Origin of the sequence: Amycolatopsis sp. NPDC049253 (genome assembly GCF_040678995.1) — a bacterium.
Taxonomy (GTDB): Bacteria; Actinomycetota; Actinomycetes; order Mycobacteriales; family Pseudonocardiaceae; genus Amycolatopsis.
This window is the reverse complement of the sequence record NZ_JBFAQX010000006.1, coordinates 130,947-149,914: the sequence shown is the minus strand read 5'-3', so window position 1 is coordinate 149,914 and position 18,968 is coordinate 130,947. Positions and strand designations below refer to the sequence as shown.

General features: G+C 70.6%; 22 protein-coding genes. 10 read left to right on the top strand and 12 right to left on the bottom strand.

All coding sequences use genetic code 11. The annotated features are described in order from the left end of the window. The first annotated feature begins 40 nt into the window (after positions 1-40). Positions 41-757: a MerR family transcriptional regulator gene (locus AB0K15_RS16465; protein ID WP_364050905.1), complete on the top strand. Its 717-nt coding sequence runs from the start codon at positions 41-43 to the stop codon at positions 755-757. On the opposite strand, the gene AB0K15_RS16460 is transcribed toward AB0K15_RS16465, so the two are convergent. The 6 genes from AB0K15_RS16460 to AB0K15_RS16435 form a co-directional block, all read right to left on the bottom strand. After that, positions 758-1,483 carry an SDR family oxidoreductase gene (locus tag AB0K15_RS16460; RefSeq protein WP_364050218.1) on the bottom strand — a complete coding sequence of 242 codons (726 nt, stop codon included), beginning with the start codon at positions 1,481-1,483 and terminating at the stop codon, positions 758-760. Next, positions 1,480-2,154, bottom strand: coding sequence for a VC0807 family protein (locus AB0K15_RS16455; RefSeq protein ID WP_364050216.1), 675 nt, complete (start codon positions 2,152-2,154; stop codon positions 1,480-1,482). The genes AB0K15_RS16460 and AB0K15_RS16455 overlap by 4 nt, the downstream gene beginning before the upstream one ends. After that, complete coding sequence (locus tag AB0K15_RS16450; RefSeq protein WP_364050214.1) at positions 2,154-3,113, bottom strand: permease prefix domain 1-containing protein; 960 nt, start codon at positions 3,111-3,113, stop codon at positions 2,154-2,156. Before AB0K15_RS16450 ends, AB0K15_RS16455 begins: the two co-directional genes overlap by 1 nt. Continuing rightward, complete coding sequence (locus AB0K15_RS16445) at positions 3,110-3,493, bottom strand: PadR family transcriptional regulator (RefSeq protein ID WP_364050212.1); 384 nt, start codon at positions 3,491-3,493, stop codon at positions 3,110-3,112. Before AB0K15_RS16445 ends, AB0K15_RS16450 begins: the two co-directional genes overlap by 4 nt. Before the next feature lie 745 nt (positions 3,494-4,238). Continuing rightward, a complete protein-coding gene (locus AB0K15_RS16440) occupies positions 4,239-4,493 on the bottom strand; it encodes a WhiB family transcriptional regulator (RefSeq protein ID WP_220247091.1) in 255 nt (84 codons plus the stop codon). A 274-nt stretch (positions 4,494-4,767) separates the two neighbouring features. Further along, positions 4,768-5,694 carry a diacylglycerol kinase family protein gene (locus AB0K15_RS16435; protein WP_364050210.1) on the bottom strand — a complete coding sequence of 309 codons (927 nt, stop codon included), beginning with the start codon at positions 5,692-5,694 and terminating at the stop codon, positions 4,768-4,770. A gap of 361 nt (positions 5,695-6,055) precedes the next feature. On the opposite strand from AB0K15_RS16435, the gene AB0K15_RS16430 reads away from it, so the two are divergent. Further along, positions 6,056-6,538 (top strand): hypothetical protein, encoded by a 483-nt coding sequence (locus AB0K15_RS16430; protein WP_364050208.1) that lies wholly within the window; start codon positions 6,056-6,058, stop codon positions 6,536-6,538. A 14-nt stretch (positions 6,539-6,552) separates the two neighbouring features. On the opposite strand, the gene AB0K15_RS16425 is transcribed toward AB0K15_RS16430, so the two are convergent. Both AB0K15_RS16425 and AB0K15_RS16420 read right to left on the bottom strand, forming a co-directional pair. Then, complete coding sequence (locus AB0K15_RS16425; RefSeq protein ID WP_364050206.1) at positions 6,553-7,035, bottom strand: GNAT family N-acetyltransferase; 483 nt, start codon at positions 7,033-7,035, stop codon at positions 6,553-6,555. A 4-nt stretch (positions 7,036-7,039) separates the two neighbouring features. Continuing rightward, on the bottom strand, positions 7,040-7,630 hold the full coding sequence (locus tag AB0K15_RS16420) for an acid phosphatase (protein ID WP_364050204.1): 591 nt from the start codon (positions 7,628-7,630) through the stop codon (positions 7,040-7,042). 85 nt (positions 7,631-7,715) lie between these two features. Here AB0K15_RS16420 and AB0K15_RS16415 point away from each other — a divergent pair, with 85 nt between their 5' ends. Further along, positions 7,716-8,222 (top strand): hotdog fold domain-containing protein, encoded by a 507-nt coding sequence (locus AB0K15_RS16415; protein ID WP_364050202.1) that lies wholly within the window; start codon positions 7,716-7,718, stop codon positions 8,220-8,222. Positions 8,223-8,307: 85 nt separating this feature from the next. Then, positions 8,308-9,927, top strand: coding sequence for a GMC oxidoreductase (locus AB0K15_RS16410; protein ID WP_364050200.1), 1,620 nt, complete (start codon positions 8,308-8,310; stop codon positions 9,925-9,927). 4 nt (positions 9,928-9,931) lie between these two features. Here AB0K15_RS16410 and AB0K15_RS16405 read toward each other — a convergent pair whose 3' ends face one another. The 3 genes from AB0K15_RS16405 to rfbC form a co-directional block, all read right to left on the bottom strand. Further along, positions 9,932-10,375 carry a MarR family winged helix-turn-helix transcriptional regulator gene (locus tag AB0K15_RS16405; RefSeq protein ID WP_364050198.1) on the bottom strand — a complete coding sequence of 148 codons (444 nt, stop codon included), beginning with the start codon at positions 10,373-10,375 and terminating at the stop codon, positions 9,932-9,934. Beyond that, a complete protein-coding gene (locus AB0K15_RS16400) occupies positions 10,372-10,785 on the bottom strand; it encodes an SRPBCC family protein (protein ID WP_364050196.1) in 414 nt (137 codons plus the stop codon). The genes AB0K15_RS16405 and AB0K15_RS16400 overlap by 4 nt, the downstream gene beginning before the upstream one ends. A 66-nt stretch (positions 10,786-10,851) precedes the next feature. After that, positions 10,852-11,460, bottom strand: coding sequence for a dTDP-4-dehydrorhamnose 3,5-epimerase (gene rfbC / locus AB0K15_RS16395; RefSeq protein WP_364050194.1), 609 nt, complete (start codon positions 11,458-11,460; stop codon positions 10,852-10,854). A gap of 450 nt (positions 11,461-11,910) precedes the next feature. On the opposite strand from rfbC, the gene AB0K15_RS16390 reads away from it, so the two are divergent. Further along, complete coding sequence (locus AB0K15_RS16390; protein WP_364050192.1) at positions 11,911-13,101, top strand: NADP-dependent malic enzyme; 1,191 nt, start codon at positions 11,911-11,913, stop codon at positions 13,099-13,101. Positions 13,102-13,190: 89 nt separating this feature from the next. After that, positions 13,191-14,066 (top strand): TIGR03620 family F420-dependent LLM class oxidoreductase, encoded by an 876-nt coding sequence (locus AB0K15_RS16385; protein WP_364050190.1) that lies wholly within the window; start codon positions 13,191-13,193, stop codon positions 14,064-14,066. An 18-nt stretch (positions 14,067-14,084) separates the two neighbouring features. Here AB0K15_RS16385 and AB0K15_RS16380 read toward each other — a convergent pair whose 3' ends face one another. Then, positions 14,085-15,506 (bottom strand): bis-aminopropyl spermidine synthase family protein, encoded by a 1,422-nt coding sequence (locus tag AB0K15_RS16380; RefSeq protein WP_364050188.1) that lies wholly within the window; start codon positions 15,504-15,506, stop codon positions 14,085-14,087. Between the two features lie 94 nt (positions 15,507-15,600). Here AB0K15_RS16380 and AB0K15_RS16375 point away from each other — a divergent pair, with 94 nt between their 5' ends. From AB0K15_RS16375 to AB0K15_RS16360, 4 genes are read left to right on the top strand one after another with little or no spacing between them, the layout of a single operon-like run. Continuing rightward, a complete protein-coding gene (locus tag AB0K15_RS16375) occupies positions 15,601-16,689 on the top strand; it encodes an ATP-binding cassette domain-containing protein (RefSeq protein WP_364050186.1) in 1,089 nt (362 codons plus the stop codon). After that, complete coding sequence (locus tag AB0K15_RS16370; protein WP_364050184.1) at positions 16,689-17,384, top strand: ABC transporter permease subunit; 696 nt, start codon at positions 16,689-16,691, stop codon at positions 17,382-17,384. The genes AB0K15_RS16375 and AB0K15_RS16370 overlap by 1 nt, the downstream gene beginning before the upstream one ends. Then, a complete protein-coding gene (locus AB0K15_RS16365) occupies positions 17,381-18,079 on the top strand; it encodes an ABC transporter permease (RefSeq protein ID WP_364050182.1) in 699 nt (232 codons plus the stop codon). The genes AB0K15_RS16370 and AB0K15_RS16365 overlap by 4 nt, the downstream gene beginning before the upstream one ends. Continuing rightward, positions 18,076-18,966 (top strand): ABC transporter substrate-binding protein, encoded by an 891-nt coding sequence (locus AB0K15_RS16360; protein ID WP_364050180.1) that lies wholly within the window; start codon positions 18,076-18,078, stop codon positions 18,964-18,966. Before AB0K15_RS16365 ends, AB0K15_RS16360 begins: the two co-directional genes overlap by 4 nt. The last annotated feature ends 2 nt before the right edge of the window (positions 18,967-18,968 follow it).

Genomic DNA, 18,968 nt, shown 5'->3' with positions numbered 1-18,968 from the left:
CCTGCTGTTGACGACACAAAGCCTCAAACGGAGGTTCATCCTGCGCCCCATCGACCTCGCCCGGGAGCACGGGTTGTCCGCCCAGGCCGTCCGCAACTACGACGACGCCGGCGTGCTCCCGCCGACCGAACGAAGCGACACCGGCTACCGCCGCTACACGCCTCTTCACGCGCAGGCCCTGCGGGCCTTCCTGACGTTGCGGTCGGGCCACGGGCACCAGCCGACGGTGGAGATCATGCGCTCGATCCACCGCGATGACACCGAATCCGCCTACCGGCTCATCGATGCCGCGCACGTCGCCCTGCTCGCCGAACGCGACACCCGCACCGAGGTCGCGACGGCCCTGAGCAGCCTGTCCACGGCTCCGGCGCCCCGTCAAGGTGCGCCGCTGACCGTCGGCGAGCTCGCCCGCCGCCTCGACGTGCACCCGGCGACGCTGCGCGCCTGGGAAACCGAGGGCATCCTGCGACCTGAACGAGACCGCGCCACCGGCTACCGCGCATACGGACCCGACTGCGTGCGCGACGCCGAGATCGCCCGGCAGCTGCGCCGCGGTGGCTACCTGCTGCGCCAGGTCGCCCAGTTCCTCGACTCACTGCGCGAAGCGGGCGGGGCCGACGCCTTGAGCGCCTTCCTCGACGCCTGGCAGCAGCGGCTCACCGCCCGCAGCCGCGCCCTGCTCGCCGGCGCCGCCCAGCTCGACGCCTACCTCACCGCGCGGCTCGTGAGTGCCGAAGCCGGCACTCACGAGTCCTGATCACGCCTGGCTGAGCTCGACGACCGGGAACTCGACGCGTTCCGGAGCCCGCCCGGCCTGCAGCATCCACGCCTCGCCGGTGCCCTCGCCCGCGGCGATCGTCGCGACCGCGGCCGCGATTTCCGCCGGAGACGCCACGGCCAGGCCGTTGGCCACGAGCGTGTCCTTGAGCCCGCCGATCATCCGCGTCTCCACGAACCCCGGGCACACGGCGTTGAGCGTGATCCCCGAATCGGCACAGGCCGGGGCCAGCGACCGCACCAGGCCGATGATCGCGTGCTTGCTCGCCGAGTACACCGGGTCGAACGTGGCCGGCGAGATGCCCGCGAGGCTCGACGTCACCACGATCGCGCCCCCGCCGTGAGCCCGCAGCGCGGGGACTGCGGCGCGGAGGCCGAACATCGTGCCGTCGACGTTCACGGCCAACGCGCGGCGGTAGCGTTCGAGGTCGAAGTCGTCGAGGCCGCCCGCGCCGCCGGTGCCGGCGTTGAGGTGCACGACGTCGAGGCCGCCGTACTCGCTCACCGCCGCGGCCACGGCGGCTTCGTTGTCCTCGGGCCGCGTGACGTCGGTACGTACGAACAGGCCCCCGACCTCGGCGGCGACCTCGGCGCCCGCGACCTCGTCGACGTCGGCCACCACCACCCGCGCGCCCTCGGCCGCGAAGTGCCGCGCCACTGCGGCACCGATCCCGCTCGAACCTCCGGTGATCAGCACGACGGTCATGCCCGCGTCTCCTCTCCGACTTCGGCCGCGATGGCGGCGGCGACACTCTTGCGACGGGCGTAGACCCGCGTGGCGACCTCGAGCGCGAGGTACACGGCGACGTACTGCAGACCGCTGATCAACGGCACCCGGTCCACGGGCAGCGCGTACGCCAGCACCACGCGAACTCCGGCGTCGAGCACGAGCACGACGCCCCACATCGCGGTGGCCACGCGCAGCACGTGGCGGTAGGTGGGTGAGCCGAGCCAGTTGCGCTCGATGCGTTCGCGCGCCTCCTGGCCGAGGAACGACCGCAGCACCTGGTACAGGAACGGTGTGCGCAGCAGGGTCGCCAGCATCCAGAGCCCGGCGGCCGCGGTCATCCAGCCGTCCTTGGCCAGCAGGAACCGCGGGCTGCCGGACAGGAACGACGTCGCGACGCTCAGCACCAGGATGCTCAGCGTGAACACCGCGAGCGTGTCCACGCGCCGCTTCGTGATCACTGTCTGCACGGCGCGCACGGCCGGCGGGACGACACCCGCCAGCAGCGCCAGCCACTGGTTCACGCCGAGCGCGCGCAGGCCGTAGAAGAGCGCGGCCGGGGCGACCAGGTTGATGGCGAGGTTGACGATCAGCTCCCGGCGCAGTTCCGGGGGAGCGGCAGGCTTTTCGGGAGGGGCGAGTGTGGTCATCACGGGACCTCGATCCGCTGACGGTCGCGGTGGCTCCAGGTCTTGGCGAGCACGGCGACGGTGATGGCGGCCAGGACGACCAGCGCGAGCCAGCCGATCCAGCTGCCGGTGGAGGTGAAGACGCTGCCGAGCGCGGGGTTGAGCACGCGCGCTTCGAAGAACAGGTACGCGAGCGGTCCCGTCGCCGCGAGGATGAGCACGGTTCCGGCGACCGCTGTCACGAGCGTCCAGCGGCCCAGGCGCAGGTTCGCCACCGCCAGTGCGAGTGAAAGCACCAGCACGACAACGAAGAACGGCACCCAGAACCCCCACAACGTGGGGTCGAGCACCGGCACCCGCGAGCCGGACGCCGTGGTCACGAGCGTGGCCGAGCGCTGCACGAACAGCGCCACCACCAGCAGGACCGCCAGCACGATCCCACTGCCGACCTCGCTCCACGTGGTGGTCGCCGTGGCGTCGGAGAACGGGAGCTGGTCGGGTTTCCAGTCCTCGTCGGGTTCGCCGGGGCCGCGCTCGCTGCCGAAGCGATCGAGCAGTACATAAAGGACGGTGACCCCGGTGAACAGGTACACCGCGGCGGTCAGCGTCACGCCCAGGGGCGAAAAGATCGCCGCCGCAACGTTTTCGCCGCGCACCCAGTGCCCGATCGCGTTCACGAGGTAGGTGATCGGCAGCACGGTCGCGCTCAGCAGCCGCATCGCCTTGGCGTAGCTCGGGTAGTTCGCCGGTCCGATCAGCACGGTCGCCTTGTCCGCGTACCGCGTCGCCAGCTGGGCCGGGTCGCCGAGCTCGGCCAGCGCCGCGTACTCGGCCTGGCCCGGGCTCTCCCCGAGCGAGACCCGTGCCTCGACGTCGTCGGCGATCGCGGCGCGCAGCTCGCGGTCGATCTCGCCGCGGTGCTTGCCCGAGACGTGCCGCACGGCGGCGGCCACATATCGGTCGGTGAGTGTGGTGCTCATGGTTGTTCCCCCAGTTCGGTGTCTGCTCCGGTGTTCGTCTCCGGGTCGGCTTCGGTGTCCAGCCGGCTCAGCGCGGTGTCGATCGCGCGCCACTCCTTCTGCAGCTCCCGCGCGAGCCGAAGCCCGTCGCGGCTGGTGCGGTAGAACTTCCGCGGCCGGGCGCCCGAGGTGTCCCACTCGCTGGTCAGCAGCCCCTGACCCTCCAGGCGGCGCAACAGCGGGTACAGCGTGTTGGCCGGCGCGGGCACCCCCGCGCGCTCCAGTGCGTCGAGCAGTCCGTAGCCGTACCCGGGCTTCTGCAGCGCCAGCAGACTCGCCAGCACGACCGTCCCCCGCCACAGCTCCTGCCGATGCGCGTCCAGCAAGTCGGTGTCTTTCACGCTTGTCACGATAGTGTGTGAGACACAGTATCGTCAAATGGCAATGCTGTGCGAGCTGTCAGGGTGTGCGAGAGAGGGTGCCGCGCAGGCTTGGGTCGCGTCCCGTTCGGAAGCCGTTCGGCAAACGTTCAACCGACGGCGTGCCGCTCATCGGGACCGCGGGCGGTGGAGAGAGCTCACGCGGGTGGCGGGGAGCGTCAAACGCGAAAGATCTTCTACCTCAAGGCAATTGTCCGGGCGAATCAGTCCACAACGGACGGCCGGCGGGTGAGGGGGCGGCGGCACCGCGGAGAGCGCGGACAGGCGGCGGGGCGCATCCGACGGATGCGGCGACAAGTCTCGGCGACGCCGCGGGTGCGGTCGAAGGGCCCGATGCGCCGACGGGGCACATCGGAAGAACCTTCGGTTGCGCGAAGTGCTGGTGCCGAACTCGGCATGGCTGCGGGTGCGGTCGAAAGGACCCCGCGCGCCGGAAGAATCCGAGGGGCACGGCGAGGGCGCGGCCGGAAGAACCCCGGACACGCCGAAGGGCCGGTACCGAACGAATCGGTACCGGCCCTCACGACGTTCCGCGGGAGGACTTGTTCAGTCCTGGTGAGGTGCAGCGCACCCGGGTGCGGGCGGTTTCACCTCGGTTGTTACGCTTAAACCGGATGGGTATCGCCCCAAGTCGCAGGCGGAGGGGACGCAAAGGCCCCCTGCGACAAATCCAGTTCAGGGTTGTGGTGCTTCTGAGCCTTCAGGCTCAGGCGATGGTACGCGTGCCGATCTGCGTACGGCGGCGCTTGAGCGCGCGTCGCTCGTCCTCGCTCATGCCGCCCCACACGCCGGCGTCCTGGCCGCTGGCCAGAGCCCAGGCCAGGCAGTCGGAAGCGACGGTGCAGCGGTGGCACACGGCCTTCGCCTCGGAGACCTGCAGCAGAGCCGGACCGCTGGTTCCCACCGGGAAGAACAGCTCGGGGTCCTCGTCTCGGCAGGACGCGTCGTGGCGCCAGTCCATGTTCGTGAGCTCCTTCATAGTGGCGCGGGAGGGCCGCGCCACAGTCGTCATGGCGGTCGTGTTTTTGGGTGCTTGTGAATGCTTTCACGAAGGACCGCGTTCGACAAGGGTTTCCCGAAGATCGGTGAGTCAGCTCACCCGGCCGAGCGACGCCTCTGACCTGCGGTTTCTGTCCGAAACGGACCGTGTGGCGGAAGCGCGATGCGGTGAGCGGAGCTTCTGCGTCGACGAGCGGCAAAATGCACTTTGCCGCAGGCGATCAGTGGTCGCACCGTCACACGATTACTGTGAGTGCATCCGGCACGCTGTGGAATTCCACTCGCGTCCGCTGTCCGACGAGGTCCCCGTCGACCTGGAAGTTCACCGGCTCAGCTGCGTCGATGCGGATCATCGGCACGTCGTCGTGGCGCACCAGGTGGCGCCCGTGCTGGTCGCTCTTCGTGAGCAAAGCTTGGCGTACATGCGTGAACACGGTGGGCAACCGCAGACCGTTCAACGCGAACAAGCCCAATCCCGTCTCGAACGAGCAACCCGAGTTGAGGTGGATGGCGCGATCACCCAGGTAGGTCCACGGATCGGTGTTGGACACGAACGCGGTCACCACCTCGGTGGGTTCCTCGCCCGGGATCCGCACGGTCAGGGCCGGCCGGCCCAGCGGCGGCCGGAAGTAGGAGCGCACCGAGGCGCGGAGATAGAGCGTCGCGCTCGTTTCCTTGCCCCGCCGCTTCGCGACGCGGCCCACCACGTCGGCGTCCCAGCCGAGCCCGGCGTTGAAGGTGAACCAGTGCCCGTCGGCGAGGCCGAGGCCGATGCGGCGGCGCCGGTCGTTCTCGAGCGCGTTGAGCAGCTGGTGCGTCGCCTCGACGGGATCCACGGGAAGGCCGAGAGCGCGCGCGAACACGTTGGCCGAGCCGCCGGGCACCACGCCGAGCATCGGGACGCCCCCGAGCTCGCCCGGGTCGCCGGTGGAGTCCGCGAGGAGACCGTTGACGACCTCGTTGACCGTGCCGTCGCCGCCGTGGGCCACGACCAGGTCGAAACCGTCACGGGCCGCCGAGCGCGCCACGGCCATCGCGTGGCCGCGGTAGTCCGTCTCGACGACGTCGAGCTTCACCTGGCTGGCCAGCGCGTGCGCCAGCACATCCCGGCCACCGGCGGTGGTCGAGGTGGCCTGCGGGTTCACGACGAGAATGGCGCGCACTTCCGCAGCGTAGGTGACGTTCGCCCGGCTGGAGAACCTTCGACGGCACAAGGTGACGCGAAGCTCAGCACGGTGAACGGCGCCCCAGATCTGCGCCGGTGCTGCGTTCGGGAACGCGCCAGTACTGCGTCCGATGACCCTGTGGCGGGCGATCCTCCCTTGCGTACGGCGAACATCCGCTCGTCGTGACAAGTGCACCCGGGCCGACCGCCCGCTCATCGACGACAACCCCGATTTTCACGTGCCCGGCGCCCCGCGAAAACGGCCGACCGGGTGGCATACGATCGAAACCGCTCACCCACCGTGACCCGTGCAGGTCGGGTCGCTGTGCTCCCGCAAAGCAGCTTGGAAGGCCGCACCCGTGTCGCTCGACGAGAACCAGCCGCCCACCCCGTTCGAGGTCCGGCTGGCCGGGATCCTCACCGCGCTGCCCGGTCTCGGGCTCCTGGTGCTCGGCGTCGTGATCCTCGTGCGCGGACTGCAGGAGCCGTCGCAGCCCGGCAACAACATCTGGGCCGAGTTCGGCACCTACGCCGTGCTGGCGATCGCGTTCCTGGCCGCCTCGGCGGGACTGGTCCTCGGCCGCCAGTGGGCGCGTTCGCCCGGTGTCGTGGTCGCGCTGCTGCTCATGGGCGTGGGCTGGTACGTGCTCGGCCCGTCCGGCCAGCCGGCCTGGGGTGTGCCGATCGGCGTGTGCGGCCTCGCGGCGCTCGTGCTGCTCTTCCGCCGCCCGGCCCGCGCGTGGGCGCTCGGCCTGCGCGAAGGCGAGACGGAAGAAGAAGCAGCCGAACGCGGTGGCCTCGCCGGGCGCCGCGAGGAACGCGAGCGCCACGAAAAGGAGTGACGCGTCCGGCGGCGTCAGCTTTCCGCGGCCAGCGCCTTCAGTGGTGCGTCCGTGAGGCGGTAGGTGGTCCACTCGTCCTGCGGCAGCGCGCCGAGCGCCCGGTAGAACCCGACGGCCGGGTTCCAGTTCAGCACCGCCCACTCCAGCCGCTGGTAACCCTGCTCGACGCACTCGGCGGCCAGTGCCGCGAGCAGTGCCTTGCCCAGCCCGGAGCCGCGCAGTTCGGCACGCACGAACAGGTCTTCCAGGTAGATGCCGTGCGTGCCTCGCCACGTCGAGAAGCTCAGGAACCACAAGGCGAACCCGGCCACCTGGCCGTCGACTTCCGCGACGTGGCCGAACAGCGCCGGTGCGGGACCGAACAACGCTTTGTGCAGCTGCGGTGCTTCGAGGTGGCATTCGTCCGGCGCGCGCTCGAACTCGGCGAGTGCGTAGACCAGTTCCACCACGGCGTCGACGTCTTCGGGCCGGATCCGCCGGACACGGGGGTCGGTCAAGTGCTCAGCCTTCCAGCGCGGGCAGCAGGTTCAGGTGCTCGACCTGGGGCTCGCCGCGTTCGTCGCCCAGCACGGCGATGCCGGCCGGGTCCAGTCCGAAGTGGACACCCGCGGTGGCGGGCAGGCCGACCCAGCGCGCCACCAGCACGCGGCTGAAGTGCCCGTGGCCCACCAGGACCACGTCGCCGTTGTCGATCTCGCGGCGCGCGCGGTCGAGGACCTTGTCGGCGCGCGCGGCCACGTCCGCCGCGCTCTCCCCGCCCGGGATCGGGTGCGTCCACACGGTCCAGCCCGGGTCCGTTTCGCGGATCTTCGGCGTGGTGACGCCTTCGTAGTCGCCGTAGTCCCACTCGGCGAGGTCTTCGGTGAGCTCGTCCACGCGCAGGCCGGCGAGCTCGGCCGTGCGCTTCGCGCGTTCACGCGGGCTCGAGATCACGAGCTTGGGGCCACCGAGCAGGGTGCGCAGGGTGCCGCCCGCCGCGCGCGCCTGGTCCTCACCGGCCGCCGTGAGCGGGATGTCGGTGCGTCCGGTGTGCCTGCCGTTGACGGACCACTCGGTCTGGCCGTGCCTGAGGAGGAAGAGCCGATGTGCCACGAGCCCGAATATAGCCCCGCGCCCGTTTGCGGGCAGGTCGCGTACTGTGTTTACCTACTGGCGAGTAGGTAGAGGGGAGGTTCGGATGGGCACGAGCCCGACGTTCGCGCTGTGGCGCCGGCTGGCCGGCAAACCCGGTGGCAAGCAGCTGTTTTCCGCCGCGATGTGCCTGCGCGTGCCCTACTTTGGGACGGTGCTGCCGTCGGTGCGGCAGCTGCGTCCGGGGCACTGTTCGGTCACCGCGCCGAAGTGGTGGGGTGTTCACAACCACATCCGGACCTTTCACGCGATCGCCGCGTGCAACCTCGCGGAGATCGCGATGGGCATGCTCGCGGAGGTGACCGTGCCGCCGTCGCACCGCTGGCTGCCCAAGGGTATGGACGTGCGGTACCTCGCCAAGGCGACCACGGGCCTGCGCGCCGTCGCCGAACTGCCGGAGCTGCCCGAGTTCGGCGACGAGGGGTTCGATCTCCCGGTGCCGGTGCGGATTCTCGACGCACGCGGAACGACCGTCGTCACGGCGACCATCACGATCTGGGTGACGCGGAAAAACAGCGATCGGGGTCACTCGCGAATTGACCCGGCCGAGTGAAACTTAACGCCGTTTACTGGGTGGATGCGAATAGTGCTCATTTTCGGCCTTGTCAGCTCCCGAACCACGCCGACACCATGCAGGCATGCCAGCCCTGACGCGCCGCCGGTTCCTCGGCCTCGCCGCGCTGAACACCGCCGCGGCCTTCGGACTGACCGGGATTTCCGCTGCCAGCGCCCGCGCCGCCGTGAACCCGCCCCTGCCCGGGTACTCGCCCGCCGTGATCATCGGGACCGGCTACGGCGCCGGGGCCACCGCGTTGCGTCTCGGCGAGGCCGGCGTGCCCACGCTGATGCTCGAAATGGGGCAGCTGTGGCACGATCCCGGGCCTGACGGCAAGGTTTTCTGCGAGATGCTGAACCCCGACCGGCGCTCGATGTGGTTCAAGAACCGCACCCAGGCGCCGCTCGCGTCTTTCCTGTGGCTCGACATCGCCAACCGCGACATCAAGCCGTACGCCGGGGTGCTCGACCGCGTGAACTACGGCGACATGTCCGTGTACCTCGGCCGCGGCGTCGGTGGTGGCTCGCTGGTCAACGGTGCGATGGCCGTGACGCCGAAACGTTCGTACTTCGAGGAAATCCTGCCCCGGGTGGACGCCGGCGAAATGTACGGCAAGTACTTCCCGCGCGCGCGAGCCGGGCTCGGCGTGAACTCCGTGGACGAGCGGTGGTTCGAGACCTGCCGTTCCTACCAATACGCGCGCGTTTCGCGGAAAGCGGCGCAGAAAGCCGGTTTCGCGACGACCTTCGTGCCCAGCGTCTACGACTTCTCCTACCTCGAACAGGAAGAAGCCGGCACGGTCGAACGCTCCGCGCTCGCGTCGGAAGTGATCTACGGCAACAACCACGGCAAGCGTTCGCTCGACAAGTCCTACCTCGCGGCCGCGGTCGGCACCGGCCACGTGACGATCCAGACGCTGCACGAGGTCCGCGAGATCGTCCGGCAGCCCGATGGCACGTACGCGCTGGTGGTGCGCGAAATCGACCCGTACGGCGCGGTCGTCGCGACCAAGCACGTTTCCGCGAAGCACCTCTTCCTCGGCGCCGGCAGCGTCGGTTCCACCGAACTGCTGTTGCGGGCAAGGGAAACCGGCCGCCTGCCGGACCTGCCCGACGCGGTGGGCCAGGGCTGGGGCACCAACGGCAACGTGATGCTGGGGCGCGCCAACCACGTCTGGGACACCACGGGCAGCCTGCAATCCGGCATGCCCGCACTCGGCATCGACAACTGGCACGACCCCGTGCACCCGGTGTTCGCGGAGATCGCGCCCGTGCCGGCCGGGCTCGAGACGTGGGTGAGCCTTTATCTCGCCATCACGAAGAACCCGCAACGTGGGCACTTCACCTACGATGCGGCCTCCGATTCGGCGAGGCTGCAGTGGGCGGCCGCGCAGGGCCAGCCGTCGATCGACGCGGCGAAGGCGCTGTTCGACAAGATCAACGCGGCCAACCTCACCATCTACCGCCACGACCTCTTCGGCGACACCCGCCCGTTCGAGAACCGCTTCACCTACCACCCCCTCGGCGGCCTCGTCCTCGGCGAAGCGACCGACGACCACGGGCGCGTGAAGGGCTACCGCAACCTCTACGTGACGGACGGCTCGCTCATCCCGGGCAGCACGGGTGTGAACCCGTTCGTCACGATCACGGCCCTGGCGGAGCGCAACGTGGAACGGGTGCTGGCGGAAGACGTGCTGGCCTGAGCCCTCACGTCCCCAGGTCGGCCAGTGCGGACACGAACCCACCGGTCCGCTCGCCGAGTCCGCCGAAGAACCGCGCGTCGGCGTCTTCGACGTCGTGCAGTGCTTTCGCGACCAGCGCCGAGCCGGCTCCGGTGAGCTGCAGGCGCTTCGCGCGCGCGTCGGCCGGGTCGTCGGCGCGGGTCAGCAGCCCGCGGTCCGCGAGCTTGCGCACGACCTGGCTGGTCATCATCGTGTCCGTGCCCGCCTGCTCGGCGAGCTGCCGCTGCGTGGGCGGCTCGCCGGATCGCGTGAGCCACCACGTGGTGGTGAGCAGCACGAACTGGACGTGCGTGAGGTCGTGCGGCGCCAGCGCCGCGCGCATCACGCGTTGCCAGGCCAGCGTGACGCGCCACAGCAGGAAGCCGGGGCTCGCGTCGGGGCCGGGCAGGCGGGACTCCGGAGCGGTCATGCCCGCAAGGATGCCTCGGCGAGCCGCGCCAGCGCGCGCATGGCGTCCGGGGTGTCCTCGGTGACCGCCGGGCCCAGCTCCGGCGGTCCGTCCACCGTCACGCGGTAGACGATGCGCGTGCCGTCCTCGGCGTCTTCCAGCCGGTGGTCGAAGACGAGCGTGGCGTCGGGCAGCCGTGTCTCGTCGGTGAACCCGCGGCCGTAGTCGACGGCGGTGAGCGTGAACGGGATCGGCGGCAGGTCCGGCATCGTCATGGTGCCGCTGGTGCCCGCCTCGAACGGGCCGTCCAGCGCGACTTCCCGCAGGCTCGCGTCCCATTCGGGCCAGCGGGAGGTGTCCGTCCACAGTGGCCAGATGGCCGACGCCGGCGCGGTGGTGGTCTCGGTGTGCTCGTACTCGTACAGTGCCATGCGGGCATACTATATGTGCGCATACTAAAAGAGCAACGGCGAGAACCGCCACGGATCGGCCGGAACTCAGCGGTGAGCCGAGCGCAGCTTCTCGTAGAACGCCGTGCAATCGGCGTACGCCGGCAGCAGTCCCTGCTCCTCCGCCTCCGCCAGCGTCGGGGCGGAACGGTCCTTTTCGGACACGATCGGCGTGAGATCGGCGGGCCACGGCAGGTCGAGCGCGGGGTCGAGCGGGCTGATGCCGTGCTCGCCCGAGGGGTTGTACGGCTCCGAGCACAGGTAGGCCATCGCCGTGTTGTCCTCGAGCGCGACGAACGCGTGGCCCAGGCCCTCGGCGACGTACACGGCGCGGAAGTCCTTCGCGTCGAGCAGGACGGCATCCCACTGGCCGAAGGTGGGGGAGCCCGTGCGCACGTCGATGATCACGTCGAGCAGGGAGCCGGCCGGGCAGTAGACGTACTTCGCCTGGCCCGGCGGTACGTCGGCGAAGTGCACGCCGCGGATGGTGCCGCGGCGGGAGACGCTGTGGTTGGTCTGGCCCACGCGCATCGGGTGCCCGGTGGCGCTCAGGAGCGCCTCTTCCTGGAACGGCGCCACGAAGAGCCCGCGCTCGTCGGGGAACGCGCGGGGGGTGAACTCGTAGGCGTCGGCGACCTTCAGCGGGCGGAATTGCATGCGCTCACCTTATCGAGTGCCGCGCGGCGCGAAATGCGGGTGGCCGTGATCACTGAATCGGTTCGGAACCATTCAACAAAACCGGACGGACGTCTTGGGAATAAGGGTATTTCGGGGGTTTTCCTCGGGAAGTCCGCGGAATCTGTGACATGAGCCGCACCGAGGGTTCGCCTCCGGAGGGGCTCCTGTCATGATTGGGAGACCGCAGCGTCCGCGGCCATCAGCCACACCCCACGGATCGGATGGCCGCTGTGACGCCTCGCCGACAGGCCGGCGCTACCGCGCTGGGCTGCCGTCCGGAGGACAAGTTCCATCGGTGCCGGGTGCGCCTTCGCCCGCCGCCAGTGGTCCCCCGCTCGCAGTCCCAGGAGTAATTCAGTGACGCAGATCCACCCCGCGAGTTCCGCGATCGCCGAGGGGCGAACGCCGGAAACGACGACAGGAACCCCGATGACCGACCAGGCCAGCACGGCCGCCACCGCCGCTCCGGTGACCGACGCCGAGATCTTCACCGGGCACGAGGGCGGCAAGCTCTCCGTGGCGGCCACCCGGCCCATCTCCGACCCGCGCGACCTCTCGATCGCCTACACGCCCGGCGTGGCGAAGGTGAGCCGGGCGATCGCCGAGGACGCCGCCCAGGCGAAGCGGTACACCTGGGCCGACCGTCTCGTGGTGGTCGTCAGCGACGGCACGGCGGTGCTCGGCCTCGGCGACATCGGCGCGAGCGCGTCGCTGCCCGTCATGGAGGGCAAGTCGGTGCTGTTCAAGACCTTCGGTGGCCTCGACTCGATCCCGCTGGTGCTCGACACCACCGACGTCGACGAGATCGTGGAGACGCTGGTGCGCCTGCGCCCGTCGTTCGGCGCGGTGAACCTCGAGGACGTCTCGGCGCCGCGGTGCTTCGAGCTGGAGGACAAGCTCAAGGCCGCGCTCGACTGCCCGGTCATGCACGACGACCAGCACGGCACCGCGATCGTCACGCTCGCCGCGCTGCGCGGGGCGAACCTGGTGCTGGACCGCGCGATCGCCGACCAGCGCGTGGTCATCTCGGGTGCGGGCGCGGCGGGGGTGGCCTGCGCGAAGATCCTGCAGGAGGCCGGCGTCGGGGACGTCACGGTGCTCGACTCGCGCGGCATCATCCACTCGGGACGTGAGGGCCTCAACCCGATCAAGGAGCAGCTGGCCGCGACGACCAACAAGTCCGGTCTCGCCGGTGGTCTCGAGGCCGCGCTGAAGGGCGCGGACGTGTTCCTCGGCCTGTCCAGCGCGACGATCGACCCCGAGCTGCTCGGCTCCATGGCCGACGACCCGATCGTGTTCGCACTGTCCAATCCGGACCCGGAGGTGCACCCGGCCGACGCGGCGCGTTACGCGGCGATCGTCGCCACGGGCCGCAGTGACTTCCCGAACCAGATCAACAACGTCCTGGCGTTCCCCGGCGTCTTCCGCGGCGCCCTCGACGCCGGTGCGCGCGCGATCACCGAGAACATGAAGCTGGCCGCGGCCGACGCCATCGTCGCCGTCGCGACCGACGACCTCGGCCCCGACCGCATCGTGCCGAGCCCGCTCGACCCGCGCGTGGCCCCGGAGGTCGCGGCGGCCGTCGCCAAGGCCGCGGTGGCCGACGGTGTGACCGGCTGATCCCTCGCGCCAAAAGAGGGGCTCCCCGTCGCGGGGAGCCCCTCTTTTTTGGACTTGCCGGTCCATTTTTTCGTTGCCACGCTGGAGGCATGACGATCGACCTCGGCGCCTACGGCGTCTGGCAACCGGCCGCTCTGACCACCCCGGCGATGGCGACGGAGATCGAGCAGCTCGGTTTCTCCACGTTGTGGGCCGCCGGCCCACCGACCGACCTGGCCGGCCTCGACGAACTCCTGGCAGCCACCTCGACGCTCGTGGTCGGCACGAGCATCCTCAACATCTGGCACGGTGACCCGGCCGTCGCCGCGAAGGCGTACCACCGGCTGGTTTCCCGGTTCCCCGGCCGGTTCTGGCTCGGCATCGGCGCGGGGCACCCGGAGCAGACGCAGGAGTTCACCAAGCCGCTCGCCGCGATGAAGCGTTACCTCGACGGCCTCGACGCGGGCGGCGTGCCGGTGGAGGGCCGCGCGATCGCCGCGCTGGGGCCGAAGATGCTGGAGCTCACCGCCTCGCGCGCGGGCGGATCGGTGCCCTACCTCGTGCCGCCGGCGCACACGCGGCTCTCGCGTGCGGCGCTCGGCCCGTCCGCGCTGCTGGCGCCCGAGCACAAGGTCGTGCTCGACCCCGATCCGGCGCGCGCCCGCGACACCGCGCGGCCGCGCATCAAGCACCCGTACCTGGGCCTCACCAACTACACGAGCAACCTGCGCCGCCTGGGCTTCACCGACGAAGACCTGGCCGGCGACGGCAGCGACCGCCTCATCGACGCCGTCGTCGCCCACGGCGACGCGGCCGCGATCGCCGCGCAGCTCGGTGAGCACCACGAGCAGGGCGCGAACCACGTCGCCATCCAGGTGATCACCACCCGCCACGCCACCCACCCGGACATCCCGGACGTCGAGCTGCAGGTCTACGACGACGAGGTCTTCAGTGTCTACAAGGCACTGGCGGCGCAGCTGTTCTGAGCCACTGCGGTCCGGGCTTCAGCGCAGCAGCTCCACCAGCCGGTGCCGCGGCACGTCCACGAGCCGCAGGTCGGTGAGCTCGTCCGGCACGTCGAGCGCGACGTTCGCCAGCCGCGCGTGCGCCCGCGTCAGGACCTCCGACGGGTCGTCGACCATGTCCGCCGTGACCACGGCGTGGCGGTTGTCCGGCGTGCTGCGCAGGAACCGCAGGCGGTACTTGCCGGCCATGAGGTCGGTGAGTGCCGCCTGCGAGGCCGCGTCGGCGAGGTCCGGGTGGTTGTTGGGCACGAGCAGGGCCAGCCGGCGCGCGTTGGTGCCGAGCAGCGTGCGCAGCAGCCACGGGCCGGGGTCGGCGGTGAGGTCCATCGCGACGGCGTCGCCCTCCGGCGCGGACATCGACCAGTCGACGGGCCGGGTTTCCAGGGCGAGGCCCCCTTCGGAGGCGATGTCGCGCAACGCGGACAGCAACGTCGGCTTCGTGCCGGTCGCCTCCACGGACTGCGGCCCGTGGGTGTAGATGGCCGACTTTCCCTTGCCCCGGCCCGTTTTGCGGGCCTTCGCGGTGGGCTGGCAGACGTAGAGGTCGGCAGCGGCGCCGATGGCCTGGGCGCCGTCGTAGCGGTTGAAGTCGGGCAGGATCGCCTCGAACGTGAGCCCGAGTGTCGCCAGCGAACGCTGCACCTGGGCGCCTAGCGCGGGGTGGCGGGGGCTGTAGCCGTAGGCCAGCAGGACGCGGCCTTCGGTCGGCTCCCGCAGCGCTTGCACGGCGCGCGCGGCGAACAGCCCCATGCCGTCCGGGGTGTAGGGCGGATCACTGAAGACGAGGTCCGCGCGGCCCGTGACGGCGGGCGGCAGGCCGACCCGCAGGTCGGCGTGCGCGGTGGCGACGGCGCGCGCGCCGGTGGAGTCCAGGTAGGACAGAACTCGTTCGTCGAGGTCCACCACGGTCAGCTCGGCCTCGGGGCACACGGCGTGCACGGCCAGCGAGGTCAGGTCGTGGTCGCCGAGGAACAGCAGGCGGGAACGGCGCAGGTCGTAACGGGCGTTGAGCCACAAAGCACGCCGCAGCACCGTCTCGGGCGTCGCCTGCACGTGGTCGAGGGCGGCGAGCGGCGCGGGCACGCCGGCGACCCAGCCGGAGATCGACGCGAGCAGCTCGGAGTGCGCGGCCACGGCGTCGTCGAGCGGATCGGGCAGCCGCGGCAGGCGGTACTTCTCGTACCCGGGCAGCGCGTCCGGTGCGATCCGGACACCCGCGGCGGAACGCTCCAGATCACGCTCCAGCGCGGCCAGCACGTCCTCGACGCTGCGCCGGGGTGCCGCGGACAGGCGTACCAGGTCGGCCAGCTCACGGGGACCCGTGCGGAGCAGGTCGATCACCTCGTACAACGGGCGTACGCCGGCGCCGTGCGCGGTCAGGAGGTCGTCGAGAGCGGTCACGGACGTCGAGAGTAACCGGCCACTGTGCGGGAAAGGCTGCCAAGGCCCGCCGAGTGGGCTACGGTCGATCTGCATCTGACGTGGGGAGAAGTCCGTGACGATCGAGTTCCGCGATGTGACCAAACGCTATCCGGACGGCACGGTGGCGGTGAACGGACTCTCGCTCACCGTCGAAGACGGCACCATCACCGTGCTCGTCGGCCCTTCGGGCTGCGGAAAAACCACCTCGCTGCGCATGATCAACCGCATGGTGGAGCCCACGTCGGGCGCCGTGCTGCTCGACGGCAAGGACGTGAGCGAGGGCGACCCCGCGCTGCTGCGCCGCGGCATCGGCTACGTGATCCAGCACGCCGGCCTCTTTCCACACAGGACGGTGCTCGACAACATCGCGACCGTGCCGCTGCTGTCCGGCTGGGACAAGCGCAAGGCCCGCGCCCGCGCGGCCGAGCTGCTGGAGACCGTCGGCCTTCCGAAGGAGCTCGGCAAGCGGTACCCGGCGCAGCTCTCGGGCGGACAGCAGCAGCGCGTGGGCGTGGCCCGGGCGCTCGCGGCCGACTCGCCGGTGTTGCTGATGGACGAGCCGTTCTCCGCCGTCGACCCGATCGTGCGCGAGGAGCTGCAGGACGAGCTGCTGCGGCTGCAGTCGCAGCTGGGCAAGACCATCGTGTTCGTCACGCACGACATCGACGAGGCCGTGCGGCTCGGCGACAAGATCGCGGTGCTGCGCGTGGGCGGCGTGCTCGCCCAGTACGGCACCCCGTCCGACGTGCTGCGCCACCCCGTGGACGACTTCGTGGCGTCGTTCGTCGGGCGCGACCGCGGTTACCGGGGGCTGTCCTTCGTGTCCGCCGGCGGCGTCGAGGTGTCCCCTGTGGACGTCGTCGAGCTCGGCACGAAGCTGCCGGAGCCGACGAAGACCTGGCAGCTCGTGGTGAACTCCGAGAAGCAGCCCCGCGGCTGGCTGGCGCCGAACTCCACTGTGGACGGCGAGCTCACCGAGGGCGACCTCGTGGCGGGCGGTTCCCTCTACGTGCAGGGCACGCCCATCCGCGGCGCGCTCGACGCCGCCCTGTCCTCGCCCGCGAGTCTCGGCGTGGTCGTGGACGAGGGTCACCGCGTGGTGGGGACGGTCGTGGCCCACCAGGTCCTGGATGTGATCGAGGCCACCCCGCAGGCGTCCTGATGGGCGGGTTCTTCGACGAGCTCGGGCGCTACCTGGGCAGCGCGAACAACCGCGGCGAGATCCTCGGTGACCTGGGCGAGCACATCTACCTCGCGCTGGTACCGCTGGTGATCGGGATCGTGCTCGCCATCGTGCTGGGCTGGCTCGGGGACCGCTGGCAGCCGGTGCGCAGCGTGCTGCTGGTGGTGGCGAACCTGCTGTACACCATCCCGTCGCTGGCGCTGTTCGTGGTGATCCCGGGCCTCATCGGGTCGAAGATCCTCGACAGCGTCAACGTGATCGTCGCGCTCACGATCTACACCACGGCGCTGCTCGTGCGCCCGGTGCTCGACGCGCTCGACGCCGTGCCGTCGCACATCATCGCCGCCGCCACGGCCATCGGCTACCGCGCGCCGCGGCGCTTCCTCGGCGTGGAGCTGCCGCTTTCGGTGCCGGTGCTCGCCGCGGGCGTGCGCGTGGCGTCGGTGAGCAACATCAGCCTCGTGAGCGTCGGCGCGCTGATCGGCACCGGCGGGCTGGGTGTGCTGTTCACCGACGGGTTCCAGCGCGAGTACTTCTCGCCGATCGTGGTCGGCATCGTGCTCACGCTGCTGCTGGCGCTGGTCGTCGACGTGGTGCTGGTGCAGCTGCGCAACGTCCTCACCCCGTGGGAGCGCGCCGGCCGCGCGCCCGTGCTCGCGGAGGCGGCGGCGTGAACGTCTTCGACTGGTTCACCACGGCCGCCAACTGGCAGGGCCCGGACGGCATCGCCACGCGCCTGGGCGAGCACCTCGGCTACGTGCTGCTCGCGCTGGTCATCGCCGTCGTGATCGCGTTCCCGCTCGGCCTGTGGGTCGGGCACACCGGCCGCGGCGCCGTGGTGCTGGTGGGCGCGGGCAACGCGATCCGCGCGCTGCCGACGCTGGGGCTCGTCACGTTCCTGTTCCTGCTCTTCACCGAGAGCACCACGGCCACGATCATCGGCCTGGTGGTGCTGGCGATCCCGCCCGTGCTGGCCGGCACCTACGCGGGCCTGCAGGCGGCCGAGCACGACGTGGTCGACGCCGCCGAGGGCATCGGCATGACGGGCTGGCAGCAGCTGTGGAAGGTCGAGCTGCCGATCGCGTTGCCGCTGGTGCTGGGCGGGATCCGCAACGCCGTGCTGCAGCTGATCGCGACGGCGGCGGTCGCCGCGTACGTCGGGCTCGGCGGCCTCGGCCGGTTCCTGCTCGACGGGCTGGCCATCCTGGACTACACGGAGGTCGTCGCGGGCGCCATCCTCACGGCGCTGCTGGCGATCGTGTTCGACCTGGTGCTCGCCGCGGCGCAGCGCGCACTCGTGCCGAAGGGCGTCCGGCTCGCCGTGCAGGCGAGCACCGGTTCGGCCGCGGCGGCGGGAGGTGTGGCGTGAGGCGCTGGGGTTGCGTGTTCTTGTCTTTGGCCTTGGTTGTCGCGGGGTGTGGCAACCCGCTCGCCGGCGGCGGCGAGGGCGGCACGACGGGCGACATCATCATCGGCGCGTCCGACGTCGGCGAAAGCCTGCTGCTGGCCCAGATCTATGCCGGCGCGTTGCGCGACGCCGGTGCTTCGAACGTCACGGTGCGCCCGCCGGTCGGCAGCCGTGAGGTCGTGGTGAAGGCCCTGCAGGACAAGTCTCTCTCGGTGGTGCCCGACTACAGCGGCAACCTCCTGCGCTACTTCGACAAGGACACGCAGGCGACCACTTCGGACGACGTGTACGCGCAGCTCAAGCAGAAGCTGCCCGCCGGGTTCGAGGTCCTCGACCAGGCGCCGGCGCAGGACAAGGACTTGCTCGTGGTGCGCCCCGAGCTGGCGGCCGCGGGCGTGCGGACGTTCTCGGACCTGGGCAGCCGCTGCGGCGAGCTGGTGATGGGCGGGCCGGGCCAGTGGAGCAGCCGCTGGAAGGACCGCATCAAGCAGCTGTACGGCTGCTCCTTCAAGGAGATCCGCACCACCGACACCGGCGGCCCCGTCACCGTGGCCGCGCTGAAGTCCGGCGAGGTCCAGGTGGCCGACCTGTTCAGCACGTCGTCGACGATCAAGTCCAACGGCTTCGTGCCCCTCGACGACGACAAGAACATGTTCCCGGCGCAGAACATCGTGCCGCTGGTCGCCCGCGGGACGCTGTCCCCGGGTGAGGTCGCCGCCCTGAACCGCGTCTCGGCCGCCCTGACGACCGACCAGCTGACCGAGCTGAACGTCCAGTTCACCGACGAGAAGCGCAACCCGCTGGACATCGCCGACGACTTCCTGGCCCGCAACCACCTGAAGGCGTGAGC